The 18,822-nt window shown below is 61.3% G+C and carries 21 protein-coding genes, 1 tRNA gene and 1 pseudogene; 11 read left to right on the forward strand and 12 right to left on the reverse strand.

From position 1 onward, the window contains the following. Positions 1 to 8: 8 nt before the first annotated feature. From QM701_RS11290 to QM701_RS11300, 3 genes are all read left to right on the forward strand, one after another. Positions 9 to 815: a TOBE domain-containing protein gene (locus QM701_RS11290; protein WP_415167158.1), complete on the forward strand. Its 807-nt coding sequence runs from the start codon at positions 9 to 11 to the stop codon at positions 813 to 815. A gap of 12 nt (positions 816 to 827) precedes the next feature. Continuing rightward, positions 828 to 1,211 (forward strand): hypothetical protein, encoded by a 384-nt coding sequence (locus QM701_RS11295; RefSeq protein WP_415167159.1) that lies wholly within the window; start codon positions 828 to 830, stop codon positions 1,209 to 1,211. A 63-nt stretch (positions 1,212 to 1,274) separates the two neighbouring features. Beyond that, a complete protein-coding gene (locus QM701_RS11300) occupies positions 1,275 to 1,424 on the forward strand; it encodes a hypothetical protein (protein WP_415167160.1) in 150 nt (49 codons plus the stop codon). A gap of 491 nt (positions 1,425 to 1,915) precedes the next feature. On the opposite strand, the gene QM701_RS11305 is transcribed toward QM701_RS11300, so the two are convergent. The 8 genes from QM701_RS11305 to QM701_RS11340 form a co-directional block, all read right to left on the reverse strand. Continuing rightward, the gene (locus tag QM701_RS11305; protein ID WP_415167161.1) at positions 1,916 to 3,016 is read right to left on the reverse strand and encodes an isocitrate/isopropylmalate dehydrogenase family protein; all 1,101 of its coding nucleotides are present in this window, start codon (positions 3,014 to 3,016) and stop codon (positions 1,916 to 1,918) included. A gap of 23 nt (positions 3,017 to 3,039) precedes the next feature. Continuing rightward, positions 3,040 to 3,729: a GntR family transcriptional regulator gene (locus tag QM701_RS11310; RefSeq protein ID WP_415167162.1), complete on the reverse strand. Its 690-nt coding sequence runs from the start codon at positions 3,727 to 3,729 to the stop codon at positions 3,040 to 3,042. Continuing rightward, entirely contained in the window at positions 3,730 to 4,689 is a 960-nt protein-coding gene (locus QM701_RS11315; RefSeq protein ID WP_415167163.1) for an SMP-30/gluconolactonase/LRE family protein, read from the reverse strand. 63 nt (positions 4,690 to 4,752) lie between these two features. Beyond that, a complete protein-coding gene (locus QM701_RS11320) occupies positions 4,753 to 5,616 on the reverse strand; it encodes a sugar phosphate isomerase/epimerase family protein (protein ID WP_415167164.1) in 864 nt (287 codons plus the stop codon). Between the two features lie 43 nt (positions 5,617 to 5,659). Continuing rightward, positions 5,660 to 6,952: a TRAP transporter large permease gene (locus QM701_RS11325; RefSeq protein ID WP_415167165.1), complete on the reverse strand. Its 1,293-nt coding sequence runs from the start codon at positions 6,950 to 6,952 to the stop codon at positions 5,660 to 5,662. Continuing rightward, the gene (locus QM701_RS11330) at positions 6,952 to 7,521 is read right to left on the reverse strand and encodes a TRAP transporter small permease (protein ID WP_415167166.1); all 570 of its coding nucleotides are present in this window, start codon (positions 7,519 to 7,521) and stop codon (positions 6,952 to 6,954) included. Before QM701_RS11330 ends, QM701_RS11325 begins: the two co-directional genes overlap by 1 nt. Before the next feature lie 12 nt (positions 7,522 to 7,533). Next, entirely contained in the window at positions 7,534 to 8,541 is a 1,008-nt protein-coding gene (locus QM701_RS11335; protein ID WP_415167167.1) for a TRAP transporter substrate-binding protein, read from the reverse strand. 102 nt (positions 8,542 to 8,643) lie between these two features. Beyond that, positions 8,644 to 9,675, reverse strand: a complete 1,032-nt coding sequence (locus QM701_RS11340) for a sugar phosphate isomerase/epimerase family protein (RefSeq protein ID WP_415167168.1) — start codon at positions 9,673 to 9,675, stop codon at positions 8,644 to 8,646. Between the two features lie 62 nt (positions 9,676 to 9,737). Here QM701_RS11340 and QM701_RS11345 point away from each other — a divergent pair, with 62 nt between their 5' ends. The 8 genes and pseudogenes from QM701_RS11345 to QM701_RS11380 all read left to right on the forward strand — a co-directional run. Then, positions 9,738 to 10,172 carry a putative quinol monooxygenase gene (locus tag QM701_RS11345; RefSeq protein ID WP_415167169.1) on the forward strand — a complete coding sequence of 145 codons (435 nt, stop codon included), beginning with the start codon at positions 9,738 to 9,740 and terminating at the stop codon, positions 10,170 to 10,172. Between the two features lie 154 nt (positions 10,173 to 10,326). Beyond that, entirely contained in the window at positions 10,327 to 11,022 is a 696-nt protein-coding gene (locus QM701_RS11350; protein ID WP_415167170.1) for a GntR family transcriptional regulator, read from the forward strand. Positions 11,023 to 11,565: 543 nt separating this feature from the next. Beyond that, on the forward strand, positions 11,566 to 11,961 hold the full coding sequence (locus QM701_RS11355; RefSeq protein WP_415167171.1) for a group I intron-associated PD-(D/E)XK endonuclease: 396 nt from the start codon (positions 11,566 to 11,568) through the stop codon (positions 11,959 to 11,961). A gap of 256 nt (positions 11,962 to 12,217) precedes the next feature. Further along, positions 12,218 to 12,616, forward strand: a complete 399-nt coding sequence (locus tag QM701_RS11360; RefSeq protein ID WP_415167172.1) for a hypothetical protein — start codon at positions 12,218 to 12,220, stop codon at positions 12,614 to 12,616. A gap of 34 nt (positions 12,617 to 12,650) precedes the next feature. Then, positions 12,651 to 13,742 (forward strand): hypothetical protein, encoded by a 1,092-nt coding sequence (locus QM701_RS11365; protein ID WP_415167173.1) that lies wholly within the window; start codon positions 12,651 to 12,653, stop codon positions 13,740 to 13,742. Next, the gene (locus QM701_RS11370; protein WP_415167174.1) at positions 13,736 to 13,972 is read left to right on the forward strand and encodes a hypothetical protein; all 237 of its coding nucleotides are present in this window, start codon (positions 13,736 to 13,738) and stop codon (positions 13,970 to 13,972) included. The genes QM701_RS11365 and QM701_RS11370 overlap by 7 nt, the downstream gene beginning before the upstream one ends. After that, positions 13,973 to 14,113, forward strand: coding sequence for a hypothetical protein (locus QM701_RS11375; RefSeq protein ID WP_415167175.1), 141 nt, complete (start codon positions 13,973 to 13,975; stop codon positions 14,111 to 14,113). It abuts the gene before it with no gap. Between the two features lie 164 nt (positions 14,114 to 14,277). Further along, positions 14,278 to 15,285, forward strand: a pseudogene (locus QM701_RS11380) (recombinase family protein); the annotation flags it as partial. Between the two features lie 561 nt (positions 15,286 to 15,846). Here the strand turns inward: QM701_RS11380 and QM701_RS11385 are convergent. The 4 genes from QM701_RS11385 to cbiB form a co-directional block, all read right to left on the reverse strand. Beyond that, a tRNA-Arg gene (locus tag QM701_RS11385) sits at positions 15,847 to 15,923 on the reverse strand. A 69-nt stretch (positions 15,924 to 15,992) separates the two neighbouring features. Beyond that, positions 15,993 to 16,874 (reverse strand): cobalamin-binding protein, encoded by an 882-nt coding sequence (locus QM701_RS11390; RefSeq protein WP_415167176.1) that lies wholly within the window; start codon positions 16,872 to 16,874, stop codon positions 15,993 to 15,995. Further along, positions 16,871 to 17,869: a threonine-phosphate decarboxylase CobD gene (gene cobD / locus QM701_RS11395; RefSeq protein ID WP_415167177.1), complete on the reverse strand. Its 999-nt coding sequence runs from the start codon at positions 17,867 to 17,869 to the stop codon at positions 16,871 to 16,873. The genes QM701_RS11390 and cobD overlap by 4 nt, the downstream gene beginning before the upstream one ends. Then, on the reverse strand, positions 17,862 to 18,806 hold the full coding sequence (gene cbiB, locus QM701_RS11400; RefSeq protein WP_415167178.1) for an adenosylcobinamide-phosphate synthase CbiB: 945 nt from the start codon (positions 18,804 to 18,806) through the stop codon (positions 17,862 to 17,864). The genes cobD and cbiB overlap by 8 nt, the downstream gene beginning before the upstream one ends. Between the last annotated feature and the right edge of the window lie 16 nt (positions 18,807 to 18,822).

The raw sequence follows: 18,822 nt of genomic DNA on the forward strand, positions 1-18,822 counted from the left end.
CTCGACCGATGTCCGGCAATAATTCGATACAGCTTCGCGGCGCCCTCTGGATGGTGGCGGATGGCCATAATCTTGGCGGCTCGGGGCGCATCAGGCTGCTTTCACTCGTCGATGAACATGGCTCGATCACTCATGCCGCGAAGGCGATGAAAATGAGCTACAAGGCCGCCTGGGACGCGATCGACCACATGAACAAGATTGCCGGCGAACCCCTGGTCGAACGCATCGCGGGTGGCAAAGGGGGCGGCACCACGTACCTGACGGAGCGCGGCAGGCAATTGATTGCCAACTTCCGGTTGTTCGAACAGGAGCATCGGGGTTTCGTCGACCAACTGAGCCGGAAAGCGAACGGTCTGTGTGGGGACTTGAATGACGTCAACCTGAAAGCGGGACTGCAAACCAGCAACCGGAATCAGTTCACAGGCACCGTTGCCGCCCTGCACGGCGGCGTCGACGATGACGAGATCGAAATCGAGCTGGGCGACGGACAGAAAATCAGGGCGCAAATCGACGGCGAGTCTACTCGGCGCCTCGCATTGAAAGTTGGGAAGCAAGTGACAGCCCTCATTCCGTCGTCTGCCCTGACTTTAGATCACCAGGAATCGATGGCTGAATTTCCCCGGCAAAACACCCTGGCCGGCAAGATTTCGGGAAAGCGTACGCGCGGGGGGCGCACGGAGATAGAGATCGAATTGCCGGGCGAAAAAATCCTTGTCGCCAGTCTGCTGGCACCTCCGGATGATGGTCGTCGGCTGGAGTTGGAGGCCGACGTGTACGCCCACTTCGATGCGCTCGACGTCATCGTCAGCGTCTAGCGTGGCCGGTCGATGCCGGCGGTGGCGCGCGCGCCCGGCATCGGCAAGGTGTTCACGCTGTTCAGGCGCCCCGGCGTCACCGTGGGCATGCTGGCCGGCAGCCTGCTTTTCATGGGGCAGTTTTCGCTGTTCCCCTACGTGCGGCCGTTCCTGGAGACGATCACGGCGGTGCATGGGGCCACGATTTCGCTCATTCTGCTCGTGATCGGCGCGGCGGGTTTCATCGGCAGAGTCCTTCAACGGGCCTTCTACCAGACGCTGATTCTCATCCCGCTGCTGATGGCCATGATTGCCCTGACCTTGATTGCCTTCGGCGGCCGGACGGCGGCCGTCGTCGCACTGTTGGACCTGTGGGGGATGGCCGGCACTTCCGCGCCCGTGGGCTGGTGGGCCTGAATCGCCAGGGTTTTCCCGAAGGATGCCGAAGCGGGTGGCGGCCTGTTCGTCGCCGTCGTCCAAATGTCCATCGCGCTGGGCTCCACCGAGGGCGGACTGCTGTTCGACCACGGTGGCTACCGGAGCACGTTCGCGGCGAGCGCCGCGCTGCTGGCGGTCTCCGCTGTCCTGGCGTTCCTGACCGCACGCGGCGCCGCGGCGCATGACGTCTGAACGGCCACTCCCGAAAACGGCCGGCGCTTCCTATCAACGACATTGGCGAACCGAACCATGAATCCGGCCCATGACTTCAAGGGCAGGTGATCGAGAAGTCCTCCTTGGACTACACTGTTCCACGTCCGGTCTGGCTGACCCACCAGTGACGACTCCGAGGCGCTGACCAGCGGCGGGTACTGGCATCACCAGCGGCGCCAGGAGCCGCATCCCGCCGTCAACGACACCCGGTTCCAGGACCTGTCGCTGGCCGAACTCGCGCACCACCGGCACGACGCTGGCGTAACGGCACCTATGGAATTCAGCATCAACTTGCACACCTTTCGCGAGGCCGACTGGAACGAGGTCGTCGCGCTGGCGTCCCGGTTGTAGTTGTCAATCCACGTCACCTCGGCCCTTAATATGCCTCTACTCCATTGAGGAACGGTTATGCTTTCGGCTGCGCTGTCTCCCCGTTGCCGCAACAATTTCGTCGCAGGCTTCGTTTCCGATTAGATCCTTTCAAGGATCGCCGTTGCAACGGCGGATGATCCGTGCGGTCCGCCAAACTCCATGGGGCGGATATCCCCTTCCGCGAAGACGGTTTCAATTGCCTTTTCAATCAGGATCATCCCATCCTCCAAGCGGCTGTCACCACTGCGCTCGCCCAGCCAGCCGAGCATCATGGCGGCGGACAATACCATCGCGGTCGGATTGGCCTTGCCCTGTCCCATGATGTCTGGCGCGGTGCCATGAGCCGGCTGGAATAGCCCGTGATGGTCCCCGATATCTCCCGACGGCGCCATGCCCATGCCGCCGACCAGTCCGGCAATCAGATCGGAAAGAATGTCGCCGAACATGTTCTCGGTGACCATGACGTCGTAGGTCCAGGGCTTCATCAGCAGATTGAGCGCCATGGCGTCGACGTAGGCGCTGCTGGCCTCGACGGTCGGATGCCTGGATGCCGTCTCATCGAAAATGCGACGCCAGAACGCCATTGATGCAAACACGTTGGCCTTGTCAATGCTCGTCACGCGTCCGGTGCCTCCTTTGGCCGCGGCCCGTCGTTCCGCGTACCGGAAGGCATATTCGCAAATTCGCTCGGTTCCTCGGCGGCTGATGCACATCGTGTCCAGGACCGCGCTCTCGCTCCCCGGCATACCTCGTATTTCGGCCCGGCCACGCGCATGAAAGAGCCCTTCAGTGTTTTCACGGATCAGCACCAGGTCGATTTCACGCGCCAGAGGGTGGCTTAGCGGGATCGGCAGTCCCTGAAATGTGCGAATCGGCCGCACGCCCGCGTAGAGGTCGAAATGGAAACGGAGGTCAAGCTGGGGAATGATTTCCGTGCCATCCTTGCCGCGCACGTGGGGTAGGCCCATGGCGCCGAACAGGATGGCATCGGCTTTCTCGCAAGCCGCAAGAACCGGCTCGGGCAATGCGGCTCCCGTTTCCAGATAATGCTGTGCGCCGGCACGGTGGCGCGTCAGGAGGAACCTGCGCCCGATGCGTTGCCCCACGGCGGCCAGCACCTGCTCGGCACAGGCCATGACTTCCTCGCCGATACCGTCGCCGGGAAGAACGGCGATATCGAAATCGTTTGTGTTTGTCATTGAATGCCTTTCATGTCCCCATGTCAGAACAGGCCGATAACGCTTCCGTCCGTCAGGGCGCTGCTATTTACGTACGCGATGATCGGTTCGAAATGGGTTTCCAGAAGCCTGCGCGCCCGGGGTGCGTCACCAAGCCGGATCGCCTCCAGTATTTCCGCATGCTCGCCGGTCGAGCGCTGTGGCGTGCCGATGAGACAGAGCATCGTCAGCCGGGCGCGTTGGGCACGGCCCCAGAAATTCCGGTGCACTTCGTTCAGAATTCGGTTGCCCGACAAGGTGACCAACTGGAGATGAAACTCCTCATCGGCTCCGACCCATGTCTTGGTGTCCGAGGAGCCGAAAGCCGACGCCATCTCGTTGTTGGCGGCCTCAAGGGCCGCGAATTCGGATGCGGAAGGACGGCGCCTGGCGGCCAGTTCAACCGCGAGCGATTCAAGGCGTGTGAATATCTCGTACGTTTCCCGAACTTCTCGCGGCGACATCGGCAGCACGCGGATGCCATGCCGCGGAATCACCTCGATCAAGCCATCGCTTTGCAAACGCGAAAAGGCTAGACGCACCGGCGTCCGGCTGACGCCGAGTTCCAGGGCAATCTCCTGCTCCAGGGCATGATGCCCGTTACCCCACTTCCGGTAGAGAATCCGGTCCAGTAGTTCCTGATAAACGCGATCAACCAGCGTTTCACCTGTTCGGCGATTCGGGCCGGCTGCCATTTAGCGGTAATTCCAGTGCGATGGAGGATGCCCGGGGATGCCCTGGTGGAGACAGGCGATGCTGTCGCCTTGCAGGCAACCCAGGTAAATGGTGCGTAGGTCGCGCCCGCCAAAAGCCAGGCTCGAAATGTTTCGCAGCCGCCTGCCGCGGATGTGGTCGAGGTGGGGACGTCCAAGTTCGTTTTGGCGGAATGCCTTTTCCGTCCAGGCGACGTGCTCGGCATCGGCGTCCTGCAACATCAACCGCTGGCTCCCGTCAGGCAGGACGCGGATGACCCGGTTGCTGACAATGCTGGTAATCCAGGCGCAGCCTTCGGCATCGAAAGTCAGCCCGTCGGGATAGGTTCCCTCGCCGAACTCGGTCACCACGTCTTTGCTTCCCAGTTCTCCATTTGCCTGGATCGGGTAGCGGACGAGGCGGCGCCCGAAGGTCTCATTGACGTAAAGCCAGCGCCCATCCGGATGAATGGCTGCCTCGTTGGTGTACCCCAGGCCGTCGGCGACGATGCGGGCGCCTTTTTCATCGGCCAACACCACGAAGCCGTCGGCCACGTCCGAGCGGTACGCTGTTGCCCGGGGAATTCGCCGGGTGCTGACGGTTATCCATGTACGCCGAGCGCAATCGGTGAACACGAAATTGCTCGGCGGCAACTCCTTTCCATCCACCCGGTCGACAAAAACGCTCACTTCGCCGTCACGTGTAAGGCGGAAAACCCCGCCTTTTTCTTCGCCCAGATCGGCGACCAGAAACGATCCGTCGGCGTTCAAGGCAATGCCGTTGGGGCGCAGCAGGCGCCCGTCGGGCGTCATCCCCTGATAAAGGCGCTGTTCGCCAGTCGGCAGGATATGGGCGACACCGCCTCGCCAGTCCGCCGCGAAAATGTCGCCGTGCGCGGTACAAAGTACGCACTCCGGACGTTGCAGCCCGGAGCCGACGAACGAGACCGCATCGATGTCCATGGGCGATATCAACTCAGTCGCTCCCGGAGATCGTTGACGGCGCGGTTCATGGGCTCTCCAGGCTTATTCCGCTGCGTCGCGCAGATGGCGTTCGACGAAGGCCAGCGCGGCGCGCACCACGGATTCGATCTCGGCGCGCGGCACCGGCTCGGGGCGGCGGACCGGCCGGGCGTCCGGCCCGCGGTGCAGGCGCAGCGGGAGCTCGACGGAGAGGGCGAGGTCGGTCTTCGCCACGGCCCGCACGATCCGGTCGCAGCCGATGTCGCCTGCGCCGAGCGGGGTGAAGAAGTAGCCGTCCGGCGTCACCCTGGCGTCCTTGATATGCACGTGCCCGCAGTACGGCATGGCGAGCAGCGCGTCGTCGGCCGGAATCACACCGCCGGGCTTCCCGGCCGGGCGGTGCGAGACGGTGTTGGCGGCATCGTAGTTGAGCCGCAGGTTAGGGTGGCCGAGCCGGTCGAGCAGGGCGATGCCGTCGGCGGCGGTGTTGATCAGGTTGTCGCTGCCGTCGCCCGGATTCTCCAGGCCGATGACCATGCCCAGCTGCTCGGCGTGGCGCACCAGCGGCTCGATGTTGCGGAAGAAGCGCCCGCTCCAGGCGCGCGCGGCGGCGTTGGTGTTGATCACCCGGGCGCCGAGCGCGGCGGCGAAGTCCATGCGGCCCTTGAAGACCTCGACCGCGTCCTCCCGCCCGAGGTCGATGTGCGACGAGAAGGCGCGGCACTTCACGCCCGCCCCGGCCAGCCAGGCCACATACTGCCGGGCCTGGGCGGGCGTGAAAGCGGACTCGTCGAAGGCCCCCGTGTAGCCGACGATGAACGCCGGCTCCACGTGCTTCGCCCCGCACGACGCCAGACTGTCCAGCATCGCCGGAAACTCGTAACCGTCGTACGGCGCGCCTGAAATGGAAACGATGCGATTTGTCATTGATTAATATCTAGGGTTGAAAACAAAGAAGAAACAGATCCTCTCAGCCGACCCCAAAAAGCACTTTTGGCAGCGCCTTGGAGAGCCAGGGAACATAGGTCGTGATGAACAGAACGGTGATGTTCATCCCCATGAGCGGGATGATGTGCCGTGACATGCCGCCGATGCTGGCCTTGCAGAGCTTCGCCGCGACGAACAAGGTGCCGCCGACGGGAGGCGTATACAGGGCGATCGACAAATTCATCACCATGATGACGCCCATGAGGATCAGGTCGATCTGCATTGCCTGCGCCATCGGCAGGAAAAGCGGCGCGGTGAGCAGCATGGCCGGCAGGGGCTCGATGAAGATACCGAGCATGAGCAGCACGAGGTTGAGCATCAGCAGAAACTGCCACGGCTCTTTGGCCACGGTCTGGATCCACTCGGCCAGCTCGACGGCGACCATCTCGGCGGTCAGCAGCCACGACAGCACGCCGGTCGCCCCGATCACCAGCAGCACCGACGCACTGGTTTGAAAGGCTTTGAGAGCGATGGCCGGGAGATCGGTGAGCTTGATGTCCTTGTAAAGGAAAAGCGAGATCACCAGGCCGTAGACCACGGCGATGGCTGCCGCTTCCGTCGGCGTGAACGTGCCGGTCCAGATGCCGCCGACGATGATGACCGGCATCAGCAACGCAGGCCCCGCATCCTTCGCGACACGCCAGATCTCACGCAGCGACGCCCGATCCGATCCATTATCGCAGCCGGTTTTTTTACCGTAGCCGATGCACACGATGGACAGCGCGATCGCGCAGATCATCCCGGGGATCACCCCGGACATCGAAAGAATGCGCATCGATGCGCCCGAAACGAAGGCGAATACCAGGAACGGAATCGACAGCGGCATGAGCAGGGCCAGCGTCCCCGCAACCGACAGCAACGCGGCGGTGAAGTCAGGGTGGTAGCCCTTTTCTTTCATGGTCGGAGCAACCAGCGAACCGATCGCCGCCGTGTCGGCAATGGCCGATCCGGACACACCGCCGAACATCAGGCAGGAAACGATGGTCACCACTCCCATGCCGCCCGGCATCCAGCCGAACAACGCGCGGGCCAGATTGACGATGCGCTTGCCCACGCCACCCCGAGCCAGCAATTCGCCAGCGAAGATGAACAGTGGCACGGCAATCAGGATGAACGGCTCGACGCCGGCAATCAGGTTGAGGAACAGTGAGTCGAGTTGGTACGAAAGATTCTTGAAGTAGACGACCCCCGCTGTCGTGGCGATCAGTGAGAAGTACAGCGGTAACCCAGCCAGGGCAATGAGGAAGAAGACACCGAAAACCTGGATGGTAAGCATTATTCATCCACTCCATAACGCTCCTCGCGCGACTTGCCGCGAAGAATCTGATAAAGGTCGTAGGCGATAAACACGATTCCGGCGCCGCTGCCGATCGACAGCGGCATGTATTGCCAGGCCATGGGAATGCCGAGAACGGTGAGAATGTTTCCCCAGTTGTTGGCGACGATAGTCAGGCCGTTGCTGCAGAGGATCCACAGCACGGCCAGACTCACGAGCTGAACGATAAAGTCGGCAACGCGGCGCCGGCGCTCGTCCAGTTTGTCGATGAACTCCGTGATGGTCATATGCCCGCCGCGGCGGATGATCGAGGCGCCGCCAAGAAACGACACCCAGACCATCAGGAGTTCACAGGCCTCCGTGGTCTGGGCCAGATCGTGGCCCACCGCGTGAGCGCAGACGTTGAAGAATACGAGAACGATCATGACGGCAGCGGAAACAACCAGCGCCCAGTCGATCAGCCTGGCCAACAGATGGATAGGCAAAGCCTGTTCTGGTCCGCGCGGCAGCAATTCGCGCACATCACCAACGTCATTTTGCTCGGCAGTCGCCACGACGCTTCCCTCCATGGATCCCACTCCCTATTGCTTTGCCGGAAGCGCTTTGCGTACCGCTTCCGCGTCGGCCAGGATGGCATCGACGTCGGCCCCCCACTTGGCTTTGGCTTTTTCGTAGGTCGGCTTGACGGCGTCGCGGAACGGCTGCGCATTCGGGTTATTGATCTTGGCGCCCTTGGCTGCCATTTCGGCAAGCTGCTTCTCCTCGCTAGCCTTGACCTCGTTGCGGTTCCACGTGGCGGCTTCCTGCGCGGCCCTGGTTATCGCCGTCCGATCCTCGGGCGAGAGCTTGGCCCACGTTTTTTCCGAGATGGCCATTGGAATCGGGCTATAGACGTGGCGCGTGAGCGTCACGTTCGGCGCGACTTCGTAGAATTTGTTCGAGTAGATCGTATCGATGGGGTTTTCCTGACCGGCAACGGCTCCCTGCTGGATGGCCAGATAGACTTCCGGCAACGGCATGATCTGAACGCCGAAGCCGAGATCTTCAAGCAGCCAGCGCATCATTTCATTGGGGAACGTGCGCAGCTTCTTGCCCTTGGCGTCGGCAGGGCTATTGAGCGGTTCCTTGGTGGTCATGCTGCGAAAGCCGGCCTCCCACGTGGCAAGGAAGCGAAAGCCCTTGGCCGGAGCCTTGTCGAATTGCGCCTTCAGCCATTTGGATTCGTCGTAGAACTTCCATCCCTGTTCGTAGCTGTCGAACATGAATGGCAACATGGTCAGATTCAAGGAATCGACGTGCGGGGCATAAGAACCGGTCGCCGAAACCGTAAAGTCAATTCCCCCCGAAACCAGTTGTTCAATATTCTTCGGATCGTTGCCAAGTTGGCCGCAGCAGAAGACATTGACCTTGTAGCGGTTATTGGTGTACTCCGCTACTTTCTTCGCAAAAATCTGCGCACCGGCTTGACGTGCCCCCTGCTGCTGATCGGTGTGGCTGAATTTGAGTACGGTTTGGGCAGAGACCGTAGGAACGACCATCACGCTTCCGAAAGCGATAGCCAGGCAGACGAGTTGCTTCGCGGTATTCATATGACCTCCATGATTCGTTTATTGGTTTGTTGAAATAACTGAACTAAACAGCGAATACGGCCGGGTCTGTTGCGAACTTCATGACAGCATTGGGAAATATCTTTACACGCGGTAAATCTCCCGTGTAACCAGGGAAATCAGTTCGTTGTGGTTCTCCTCGCGCATGAGGCGGCGGTACTTCGAAGCGTCGAGGCTATTCACGAGGTTCCAGATTCCCAGACTGACCTCGGCATGACGTTCGAAGAAGTCGATGATGTTATAGATGCGCGGTGAAGCGTCGGTCGTGAAGTACTTGTCGTAGCCATATTCCTTGGCCCAGAAAAGCAGCTCGACGTAGTTCAGGAAATGACGGCTGCCGCCGACGAGATCCCAGTCGGCCTTGGTGTCATTGTCGTTGGTATGAATGTAAACGTCGAAACCGGACTCCTTGGTCGTCACCAGCATCTGCGCCGGATTCTCCTGGCTTTGGATCGAGTGCCCAAGGTCCAGCGTGATTCCGGTGTTCTTGTTGCCAATTTCCTTGAGCAGCAGCAAGGCCTTGGACGTGCTGTCGAGATGGCAATGAACGCGCACTTCCGAGTACTTGGGTTCAAGGAATAGCGGAATCTCGGGAAGGTAGTCGGCCGCTTCGCCGATTGTTTCGATCAGGTATTTCCATGCCGCCTGATAATCGACCTGGAAAAGCATGTCGTAGCCATCGGAAAGCGGGCAGCACGTCACCAATGGCGCGCCGACGGCCTTGGCGAAATCCTTGGCCCGCTTGATGAGCGCAACCGCCTCCTCCCGGATTTGTCTGACTGGACGAGAAAGGCTGCCAGCAACGAACTGCGGTTCTTTCTTGACGTTGACGTTGATGGCGGCCCAGTTCAACTGCAACTCCCGCATCATTGAACTGATCTCCTCCGGCGTCGAGGTCTCATGCGGAAAGACCATTTCCACGCCATCGAAGCCCTTGATCTGCTGCACTATCTGCAACTTCTCGTACGTGCTTTTGGGCGCGTGGTACTCACAGAACCGGTCTTGTGTTTTCCCGAGGAAGGCGATGATTACGCTTTGCTTCATGTCGTCCTGATCCTTGTTGTCGAACGCGACCCGGTCGCGCGAAAGGTTGCTGAACAAATCCTGTTGAGCCAACGGCTGGAATCAGTGCCAAGTCACCACACTCATGGCACCTTGAACCATGAAATCCGTCGCCTATGGATACGTTAAAGTACGCATTGATAAATGTCAACACATACGATAACGTATCCATAGAAGATTTTTCCGCACAAACGGCCTCGCGGATTTCGTTAACCCCCAGTCAGGAAGTCGCCATGATCTATGTATTTGCCAGCGTACGAATCAGGAAAGGATGCCTGGAGCAGGCGCTTAATTGTTATCGCGAACTCGTTCCAGCCGTACAGGAGGCCGAGTCCGGTTGTCTTGAATATGTGCCGACAGTGGATGTCCCAATGGGCTTGCCAAATCAGGACAACGACGACTGCAGGATTTTGGTGACAGAACGCTGGAAGTCGCTGGAGGATTTTAGGAAGCACTTAGGGATGGCTCACAGCACCGCCTTCCGTACGAAGATTCAACCGCTGCTGGCAGAGCGAATAACGGTCAAAATCGTGCAACCGGCTTTACCGTAATGCCAAAAAGTCGGGGCGTGGAAGGCAACCCTGGTTCTTCGGTAAAAACCTACGTATTCACTGGCGTTTTTTATTGAGCCCAGTTTTTTTATTGTTTTTCATGGTATTTTTGAAAACAACGTATTTTTATAACAAGTCTAATCAAGGCACCGCCATGAAATCCGACACAGCACGCGCGCATTCGCGTAAGCCCAAGTCATTGGTCAACCATGTCTACAACGAAATTCAAAACAAGATTCTGTACAACGTCTGGGGAACGGGTTACCACGCCCTGGAACAGGAATTGGCGGAAGAATTGAAGGTCAGCCGTACTCCCATCAGAGAAGCGCTCATCCGTCTACAACGTGATGGACTCGTGAAGGTCGTACCGCGACACGGGATGCGGGTGCTACCGATCTCATTGACTGACATTCAGGAAATCCACGAGATTCTGACAAGCCTCGAAGGATTGGCTGTTCAGCTTGCGGCTGCCAGGCCACTCACGCCAAAAGAGCTCGAACTGCTTGAGAGTCCTATCCGGAGAATGAATGAAGCGCATTCGAAATCGGATATCAAAGCCTGGGCTCAGGCTGACGAGGATTTTCACTGCAACCTGGTCGAGCTATCGGGGAACAGGATACTCACCGAAGTTGTGGATAATTTCTGGAGCCGCGCCAAGCGCGCACGGCTGACCATGCTGTCCATGCGTACGAACACAGCTGATTCAATTCAGGAACATGCCCGCTTAGTCGAAGCAATTCGCAATGGCGAAAGCGCGAAGGCGCGAGAGATTCTTGAGGACCATCGCAAACGGGGAATAACGAACCTCAAGAAACTGATGGAAGAACGGCGCGACATTCTCCAGTTGTGAATTTTGGGCTGACCGAGTCGAGAATCTGCTAACCAGAAAATTTCTGCGCGAATGGACTGGATCTGCTAACGCGAGCCGCCCCTCCCTGCCGACAGCATGGGCCACAATTCCGGACTCGCTGCCGATTCCACCGAATATCTGGCTTGAGCTGATACTGATCCTTACCCAACAAGACCTTGCACAGGAACAGGATGGGCACGGCGTGGGCACGAAATGAAAATGGGTCAGGCGAAAATCACCTGACCCATTGAATCCTGGCGCGCTCGAAGCGATGAATCAGGGTACTGGTTGCAGGCAATTGACATCCAGCGTCTATAGGAATTATCCTTTTCCATACTAAAGCACCTAAGCCAAAATGGTTAGTGAGTAGTCTTCATACCAAATCGAGGCGATCTCGAAGGGGTAAGGTTGGCAGCCTTGACTACTCGTCTCAGATATAAATCTTGAGAAGGTGTTAATCGGGAGGGATGCGACCGCTACCTCGGACCGTTTACAGGAAGCCACCTCAGGCTGTCATACGGCATATCCAGAAATGGGAATGCCATGCCTGTTCGAAACGCAAGCATCAAAGAAACAACCCTTGCCGCCCACAAGCAACTGTCCTACGAGAACCTGCTGGCTGCATGGCTACTCGGCGATGGATGGGAAGTTCTAATCCCAGCCATTGATCACGGGAAAAAAACCGATCTCGTTGTTGCCGATGACAAGAATTACTATCGGATACAAGTAAAAAGTATCCAAAATAACAATGAGTCGGTCATTGTTCATAACAAATGGCAAGGGGCAAAGATTGACTACGTTGTCTATTTTTCCACTGTTGGGGAATGGGGCTACATCGCCCCTGCCTTTGCCGAAGAGAGCCGCCCTTTAAATTCGCCGGGACACGTTCGCTTCCATAGCCATTCAGTAAATTTTCTCAAGGCATTCAAAAAGATTTAGCGAAACCATCAGGCCCAGCCCTACCCCGTCCAAGTAACACGGGGGGCTATGGATACATGGATAAAAACTGCTAGAGCCAAAGCCTACGCCGACTGTAGGGTCTTCTCAAGAAAAGGTGTGTGGCGGCAGGTGCTGGGCGCGACCGCGCGAGCGGCCGCCCCAGCGCCCGCCGCCACGACACACCCATGGCAAGGGTTACCATTACCGCTCTCCGGTGCTATGATTTGTTTTGCAATGATCGACCGAAGGGGTAGGCATGGTTATCGAAAACGAACGATATGAACGCAACGTTAAGCGACTTTTCAACCGGACGCTGGAACAAGAAGCGGAACTCGTGCGGATAGAACGTGATGCGATTGCCCGTTTTGATGGACAACTGGATGACCTAGAGGCCGCGCTCGGCATGCTGCGTATCGGGCATCATTTCGGCTGGCGCGTACTTGTGCTGATCCACAACAAACGTACCCTGCGCAAATACGAAGATATTCTCGGGATCAAAATTCGAGAGTTCTTCCCGGACGAAGGCCCGAGCCAAGAACGTTCGCTCGGTTTCGTCATCGCCAAGAAGCTGGGCAATTTCTGGAAGGCGGTCAGCGGCGCAGTCAAGATCGAGAATCGCAGAGTCATCGCCTACGACACACCGGAAGAGGCTTGACATACCCCTTTGTAGGTTACTAACATAAGCGGTAATGGATACCGCTCAACAGCCACTTTTCCGGCAACTTCTCACCGGCCACGACACCATCGAGTGCGTATACTGGCTGGCTGCACGCCACGACAGCGCGCTCGACTATGAGCGGCTGGCCGCCGAGAAGGAATCGCTGCGTTCCTCCGGGAGCCGCCGCCCCAAGCCTATCCGCCTCGGCAGCGAAGAATTCCTGCTCGCCGGACACGGTACCGGCAGCGGTTATCCCTTTCTGATCGAGAACGACGCCTTCAGCATCCAGTTCGGCGAATTCAACAAACCGAACTTCTTCGTCACCTACCGCAGCTACGCCCTATGGCAACGGGGCGCTGCGGCCTTACATCAACGCTTCCTCGACTGGGCCGACTCCCTCGGGCTGTTTCCTTCCCGCCCGGAACGCCTCTCCCGCGTCAACTTCACCTTCGATTACCGGCTCGATCCGATGGATTTTGACGAAGACAGCTTCGTCACCCAAGCCACCAAAGACAACCAGCACCGCAAAAACCGCAAGGTGCAGACCTTCCGCTTCGGCGAAGGCGAACTCGTCCTGCGCGTCTACGACAAAATCGCCGAGATACAGGAAAAGAGCGCCAAGACGTGGTTCTTCGACCTCTGGGGCGAAACAGAGAACGTCTGGCGTATCGAATGGCAGGTACGCAAAGACTGGCTGCGCCGTTTCGGCATCCGTACCTTCGCCGATCTGGCCGGCCGGCAAGGCGACCTGCTGCGTATCCTGGCGCACGATCACACCACGCTGCGGATCAAGACCGACGACACTAACCGCTCTCGTTGGCCACTGCATCCCCTCTGGCGCGACCTGCAAGAACGGATCGGCCAACTGCCCGGCCTCGGCATCGTCCGAGAACTCGACCCCGACGCCTTGCTGCGCGAACGCGAAGCCCGCATGGCCGTCAGCGTCTACGGCTACCTCAAACGCTTTGCCGCCCTGCGCGGTATCCGCAACAACACACCCGACGTCGGTTTCGAGGAAAGCCTCGACCACCTGCGGCGCAAACTCGAAAACGTCCACGACCCGCTCACCTGGGACAACGACGTTTCCCGGCGCTACGACGAGATGAGGCTGGGGCAATGGTGACGCCGCTCACCGACCTCATCATGAAGAAAGTGCACGAACGCCTGAGCCGCGTGCTCGATGCCGCCGAAGTCGGCATCCCGTCGGATTGCCAGTTCAAGGCATTCCGCAAGATCGCGCTCAACGAATTTGGCAATCAGGGCTTCCTACCGGAATTGGACGCCCTGATAAAGCAACACGGAAAGGCAAGGACAGGGCAGGCCGATACAGCAGGAAAGGAGGTGCCACGATGAGTGCGCGAAACCATTCTGCTCGAAGTCGTCCTCAAGGCCGATGCCCTTGCAACGCCGTCTGCCGACGAAATTGAACTGCTCGTTTCGATCCTCCCCGAACTGCTGGTGCTGATGCAGCAGCACGACGGAGACGAAGACTAGACTCACCCACAGCGCCCCATCCACCGCATGGCGACCAGCGTGCGGAGGACGGAAGCCCGTCAAGGTTGCGCGTAGCGCACAACGCCTGACCTTGACGGGCTTCCGGCCGGAGCCAGCATCCCGCCAAGCGGGGGAAGGGGCGCCCGTACCACGGAGAAAGAATCATGCACGTCGCTCTCTATGCCCGTGTCTCGACGACCCGCCAGGCCGACAACGACCTCTCCATTCCCGACCAGATTCGGCAACTCGTCGAATGGAGCCACGCCAACGGCCACACCGTCGTGCGGGAATACATCGAACCCGGTGCGTCCGCCACCGACGACAAACGCCCGGTCTTCCAGCAGATGATCGCCGACGCCCTGCAAAAACCTGCGCCGTTCGACGCCATCGTGATTCACAGCCTGTCCCGGTTCTTCCGCGACGGTATCGAATTCGGCGTCTATGAACGGAAACTCGGTAAGAACAAGGTCAAAGTCATCTCCATCACTCAACCGACCAGCGACGACGCCAGCGGCGAAATGATGCGGCGCATCATCAACCTCTTCGACGAACACCAAAGCCGGGAGAATTCCAAGCACACCCACCGCGCCATGTGCGAGAACGTCCGGCAGGGCTTCTACAGCGGCTCCCGTCCGCCCTTCGGTTTCAAATCCGTCGCCACCAACGTCAGCGGCAGCCGGGGAAGAAAGAAGAAACGCCTCGAAATCGACCCCGCCGAAGCGCTGATCGTACGCAACATCTTCGACTTCTACGTCTACGGCCACCACGGCAAGACGCTCGGCATCAAGGAAATCGGCAAACTGCTCACCCAGCGCGGCCAGACCATGCGCGGCAGTCCGTGGAGCATTCAGAAGCTGCACGACATCCTGAGCAGCCGGGCCTATATCGGGGAACACCTGTTCAATCAGCGCAATTCACGCACCGGCGAGAAACGCCCGCCAGACGAATGGCTTACCTACCGGTCCGACCCGATCATCGCCCCGGAGCTGTTCGAACAGGCGGCCCGCTTGCGTGAAGAGCGTTCCCCTAAAAAGACCCCGCCGCGCGTTATCTCCTCGCCGAACCTGCTGACCGGCCTGCTCCGATGCGCCTGCGGCCACCGGCTTACCGCCGTCACCGGCAAGAGCGGACGCTATCACTACTACAAATGCGCGAACCGGCAGAGCAAGGGCAACCACGCCTGCGACAGCCGCAATCTGCCGATGGACACGCTCGACACGCTCATCGTCGGCCAGTTCGCCGACCGCATCTGCCAGACCGAGCGGCTGAACCAACTCATCGCCGAACTGCGGAAACACACCAAGGACAGCAAGACGGCCGAGCAAGCGAAGATCAACGAACTGACCCGGCTGCTGAAAAAAGCCGAGTTGGCCCAGCGCAACCTGTACGCCGCCATCGAGAACGGCTTGCCCTTCGACGAAACGCTTCAGAAGCGGGCGCAGGAACTCAAGGCCGAACGGGAATCGCTGCTGATCGAACTGGCCGGAGCCCGGCGCAGCCACGCGCTGCCGGTCGAACGCATCCTGCCGAGCGACGTGGCCGCCTTCAGCAAGGCGATCCGGGCCAAGCTCAAGGACAAGGACTTCGCCAAGCGCTATCTGCGCCTGCTGGTCGATGAGATTGTGGTGTCGGGCGACACGGCGACGATGAAGGGCAGCTATGCCGCCTTGGCTTCGGCGATCACGGCAATAAAAAAGGGCACTTCGAAAGAAGTGCCCAGTTTTAGTGTTAATTGGCGCGCCCGAGACGATTCGAACGTCCGACCCCTGCCTTCGGAGGGCAGTACTCTATCCAACTGAGCTACGGGCGCTTTATGCGGTTGCAAGGGCCGCAAGCATAGCGTTTTTGCGGGCCGGCGTCCATCCCGGCGAGAGGGCGGTCATTTGGGCCGCCTGGAGCGCGCGGTTTCGAGGTGCCGGCACAGTGCTTCCGCGCCGTCGAGCAGGCGCGGCGTGTGGCGCTGGATGAGTTCGGGCGGCACGAAGAAGAGGTTGTTGCGCGCCACGGCGGTCACGGCGGGCCAGCGCTTCCAGTCGTCGAGCCAGTCCGGCCGGGACTCGCCCATGCCGCTGGCGACGATGGCTTCGGGATTGGCGGCGACGACCGCTTCGACGGTGACCACCGGCGCGATCGTCTCCAGACCGCCGAACACGTTCTCGCCGCCGCACAGGCGGATGACGCTGGAAATGATCTGCCTGCCGCCGATCGTGGACAGCGGCTGTTTCCAGATCTGGTAGAAGGTGCGCACCGTCGGCCGTCCGCCGTACTGCTTCCGCAGGTCGGCCAGGCGCGCGCGGAACCGGCGGGCGGCGGCATCGGCCGCCTCCGAGGTGCCGGCCAGCTGGCCCAGGCGTTCGATCTCGCCGGCCACGTCCTCCAGGCGGTTGGGCTGCGACACGTAGATCGGGAAGCCGAGACCGCGCAGCTTGTCGATGTTGGCCGGCGCGTTGCCGGTCTGCCAGGCGATGATCAGGTCGGCCTTGAGCGCGACGATGGCTTCGAGGTCGAGCCGGGAGTAGCCGCCGACCTTGGGCACCTTGCCGGCCGCCGCAGGGTAGTCGCTGTATTCGACGGCGCCGGCCAGTTTGTCGCCGGCGCCGGCGGCGAACACGGTTTCCGCCAGGTGCGGCGCCAGCGTGACGATGCGTTGGGCCGGCCGTTCCAGGCGGACGGCGGCGCCGGTATCGTCGACCACGCTGACGTCAGCCAGCGCCAGACCCGACGCGACGGCGAAGATCAGGAAAGGCAGGCGTTTGCTCATGGCGCCCGCCATTCGCCGATGGCGGCGTCGAGGCGCCGCCAGCCGGCTTCGTCGCCGGGCAGGCCGAAGCGCAGCAGGCCGTGCGGGTCGAGGCGCCGGACGAGAATGCCGCGCCGCGCGCAATGCGCGGCCAGCGCCGCGACGGGCAAGGGCGCGTCCCGGCCCGCGACGGTGCAGAACAGCGCCGTCCGCCGTACCGTGCCGAGCGGCGAAAGCGTTTCCGCCAGCCGCTGCGAGGCCGCCGCCAGTCTTTCCCGCGCGGCGGCCTGCCATGCCGCGTCCGCCAGCGCCCGGCGCGCGACGATGCGCGACGGATGCGCGATGCCCCACGGGCCGATCGTCTCGCGCAGCCGGTCGAGCTTGTCGGCCGCGGCGAAAACGAAGCCGACGCGCGCGCCGGCGAGTCCGAAGAATTTGCCGAGCGAACGCAGCACGATCAGGTTCGGCGCGGCGCCGCCGCCCGCCAGCGCGGCGACGGTGTTTTCCGGCTCGGCGTCGCCGAAAGCCTCGTCGACGATCAGCCACCCGCCGCGCCGCCGCAACTGTCCCGCCGCGTCGAGCAGGGCCTCGCGCGAGACACGCTCCGCCGTCGGATTGTTCGGGTTGCACAGCAGCACGGCCGGAGTCACCGCCGACAAGGCGCGCGCCAGCGAGGGCACGCGGCGCAGTTGGTGGCCGGCCTTTGTCCAGGCGTGCGGATGCTCCTCATAGAGCGGCGAGACGCAAGCCACGGCCATCGGTTTGAACAGGAAGGGCAGCGCCTGGATGGCCGCCTGCGACCCCGGCAGGGCCAGCAGCCGGTCGCTGCCGTAGTAGGCGGCGGCCGCCGCGTCCAGGCCGTCGTCGTCTTCCGGCAGGCGCTGCCAGCCCGAGGCTTCGATCGCCGGCACCGGGTACATCTCCGGGTTGATGCCCGTTGACAGGTCCAGCCAGTCCGCCAGCGGGATGCCGTGTTCGCGCGCCGCCTGCCGCAGGCGTCCGCCATGCTCAAGCACCGAGCGCTCCGATCGCCAGGAATACCGCCAGCCAGAGGGCGATGCCGCGCCGCACCAGGGACAGCGCGCGCGGAATGTCCTCGCCGCACGCCGGACGCCCCGCGCCGAGCACCGGGCGCTCCTCGATCTGTCCGTGGTAGATTGCCGGCCCGCCGAGGGCCAGGCCGAGACTGCCCGCGCCGGCCGACATCACCGGCCCGGCGTTCGGGCTCTCCCACACCGGCGCCTGCCGGCGCCAGCAGGCCAGCGCCGCGCGGGTCTTGCCGAACAGCGCGTAGGACAGCGCCGTCAGCCGCGCCGGCACGTAATTGAGCGCATCGTCGAGGCGCGCCGCCGCCCAGCCGAAGCACAGGAAGCGCTCGGTCTTGTAGCCCCACATCGCGTCGAGCGTGTTGGCCAGCCGGAACAGCACGGCGCCCGCGCCGCCGAGCAGGGCGAACCAGAACAGCGCGCCGAACACGGCGTCGTTGCCGTTTTCCAGCGTCGATTCGACGCAGGCCTTGGCCACGCCGGATTCGTCGAGTTCCGCCGTGTTGCGCGAGACGATCCAGCCGACGTGTTCGCGCGCAGCCGGCAGGTCGCCGGCATGCAGGTCGGCGGCCACGCGCTCGGCGTGCTCGGCCAGGGCGCGGCCGCCGAGCGCCAGGTACAGCAGAAAGGCGTCGAGCAGCCAGCCCGCGATGCCCGCGCCGCGCGCCCACCACGCCAGCGCCGCCCAGGGCAGCACGGCCAGCGCCCAGGCGGCGACGCCGTTGAGGCGCCGCCACGGGCCGCGGTTGAACGCGCGCTCGATGGCGTCGGCCAAGGCCCCGAAGCCGACCAGCGGATGCCAGCGGCGCGTCTCGCCCAGCAGCCGGTCGAGCGCGACGCCGGCGACGGCCGCCAGCGGCCACGTCAGCGAAGTCGGCACATCGGCGGGAGCAAAGGGGAAAGGCATGAGAAAATCGCGGGCT

This window comes from Propionivibrio sp., from assembly GCF_047602565.1.
Lineage (GTDB): Bacteria > Pseudomonadota > Gammaproteobacteria > Burkholderiales > Rhodocyclaceae > Propionivibrio.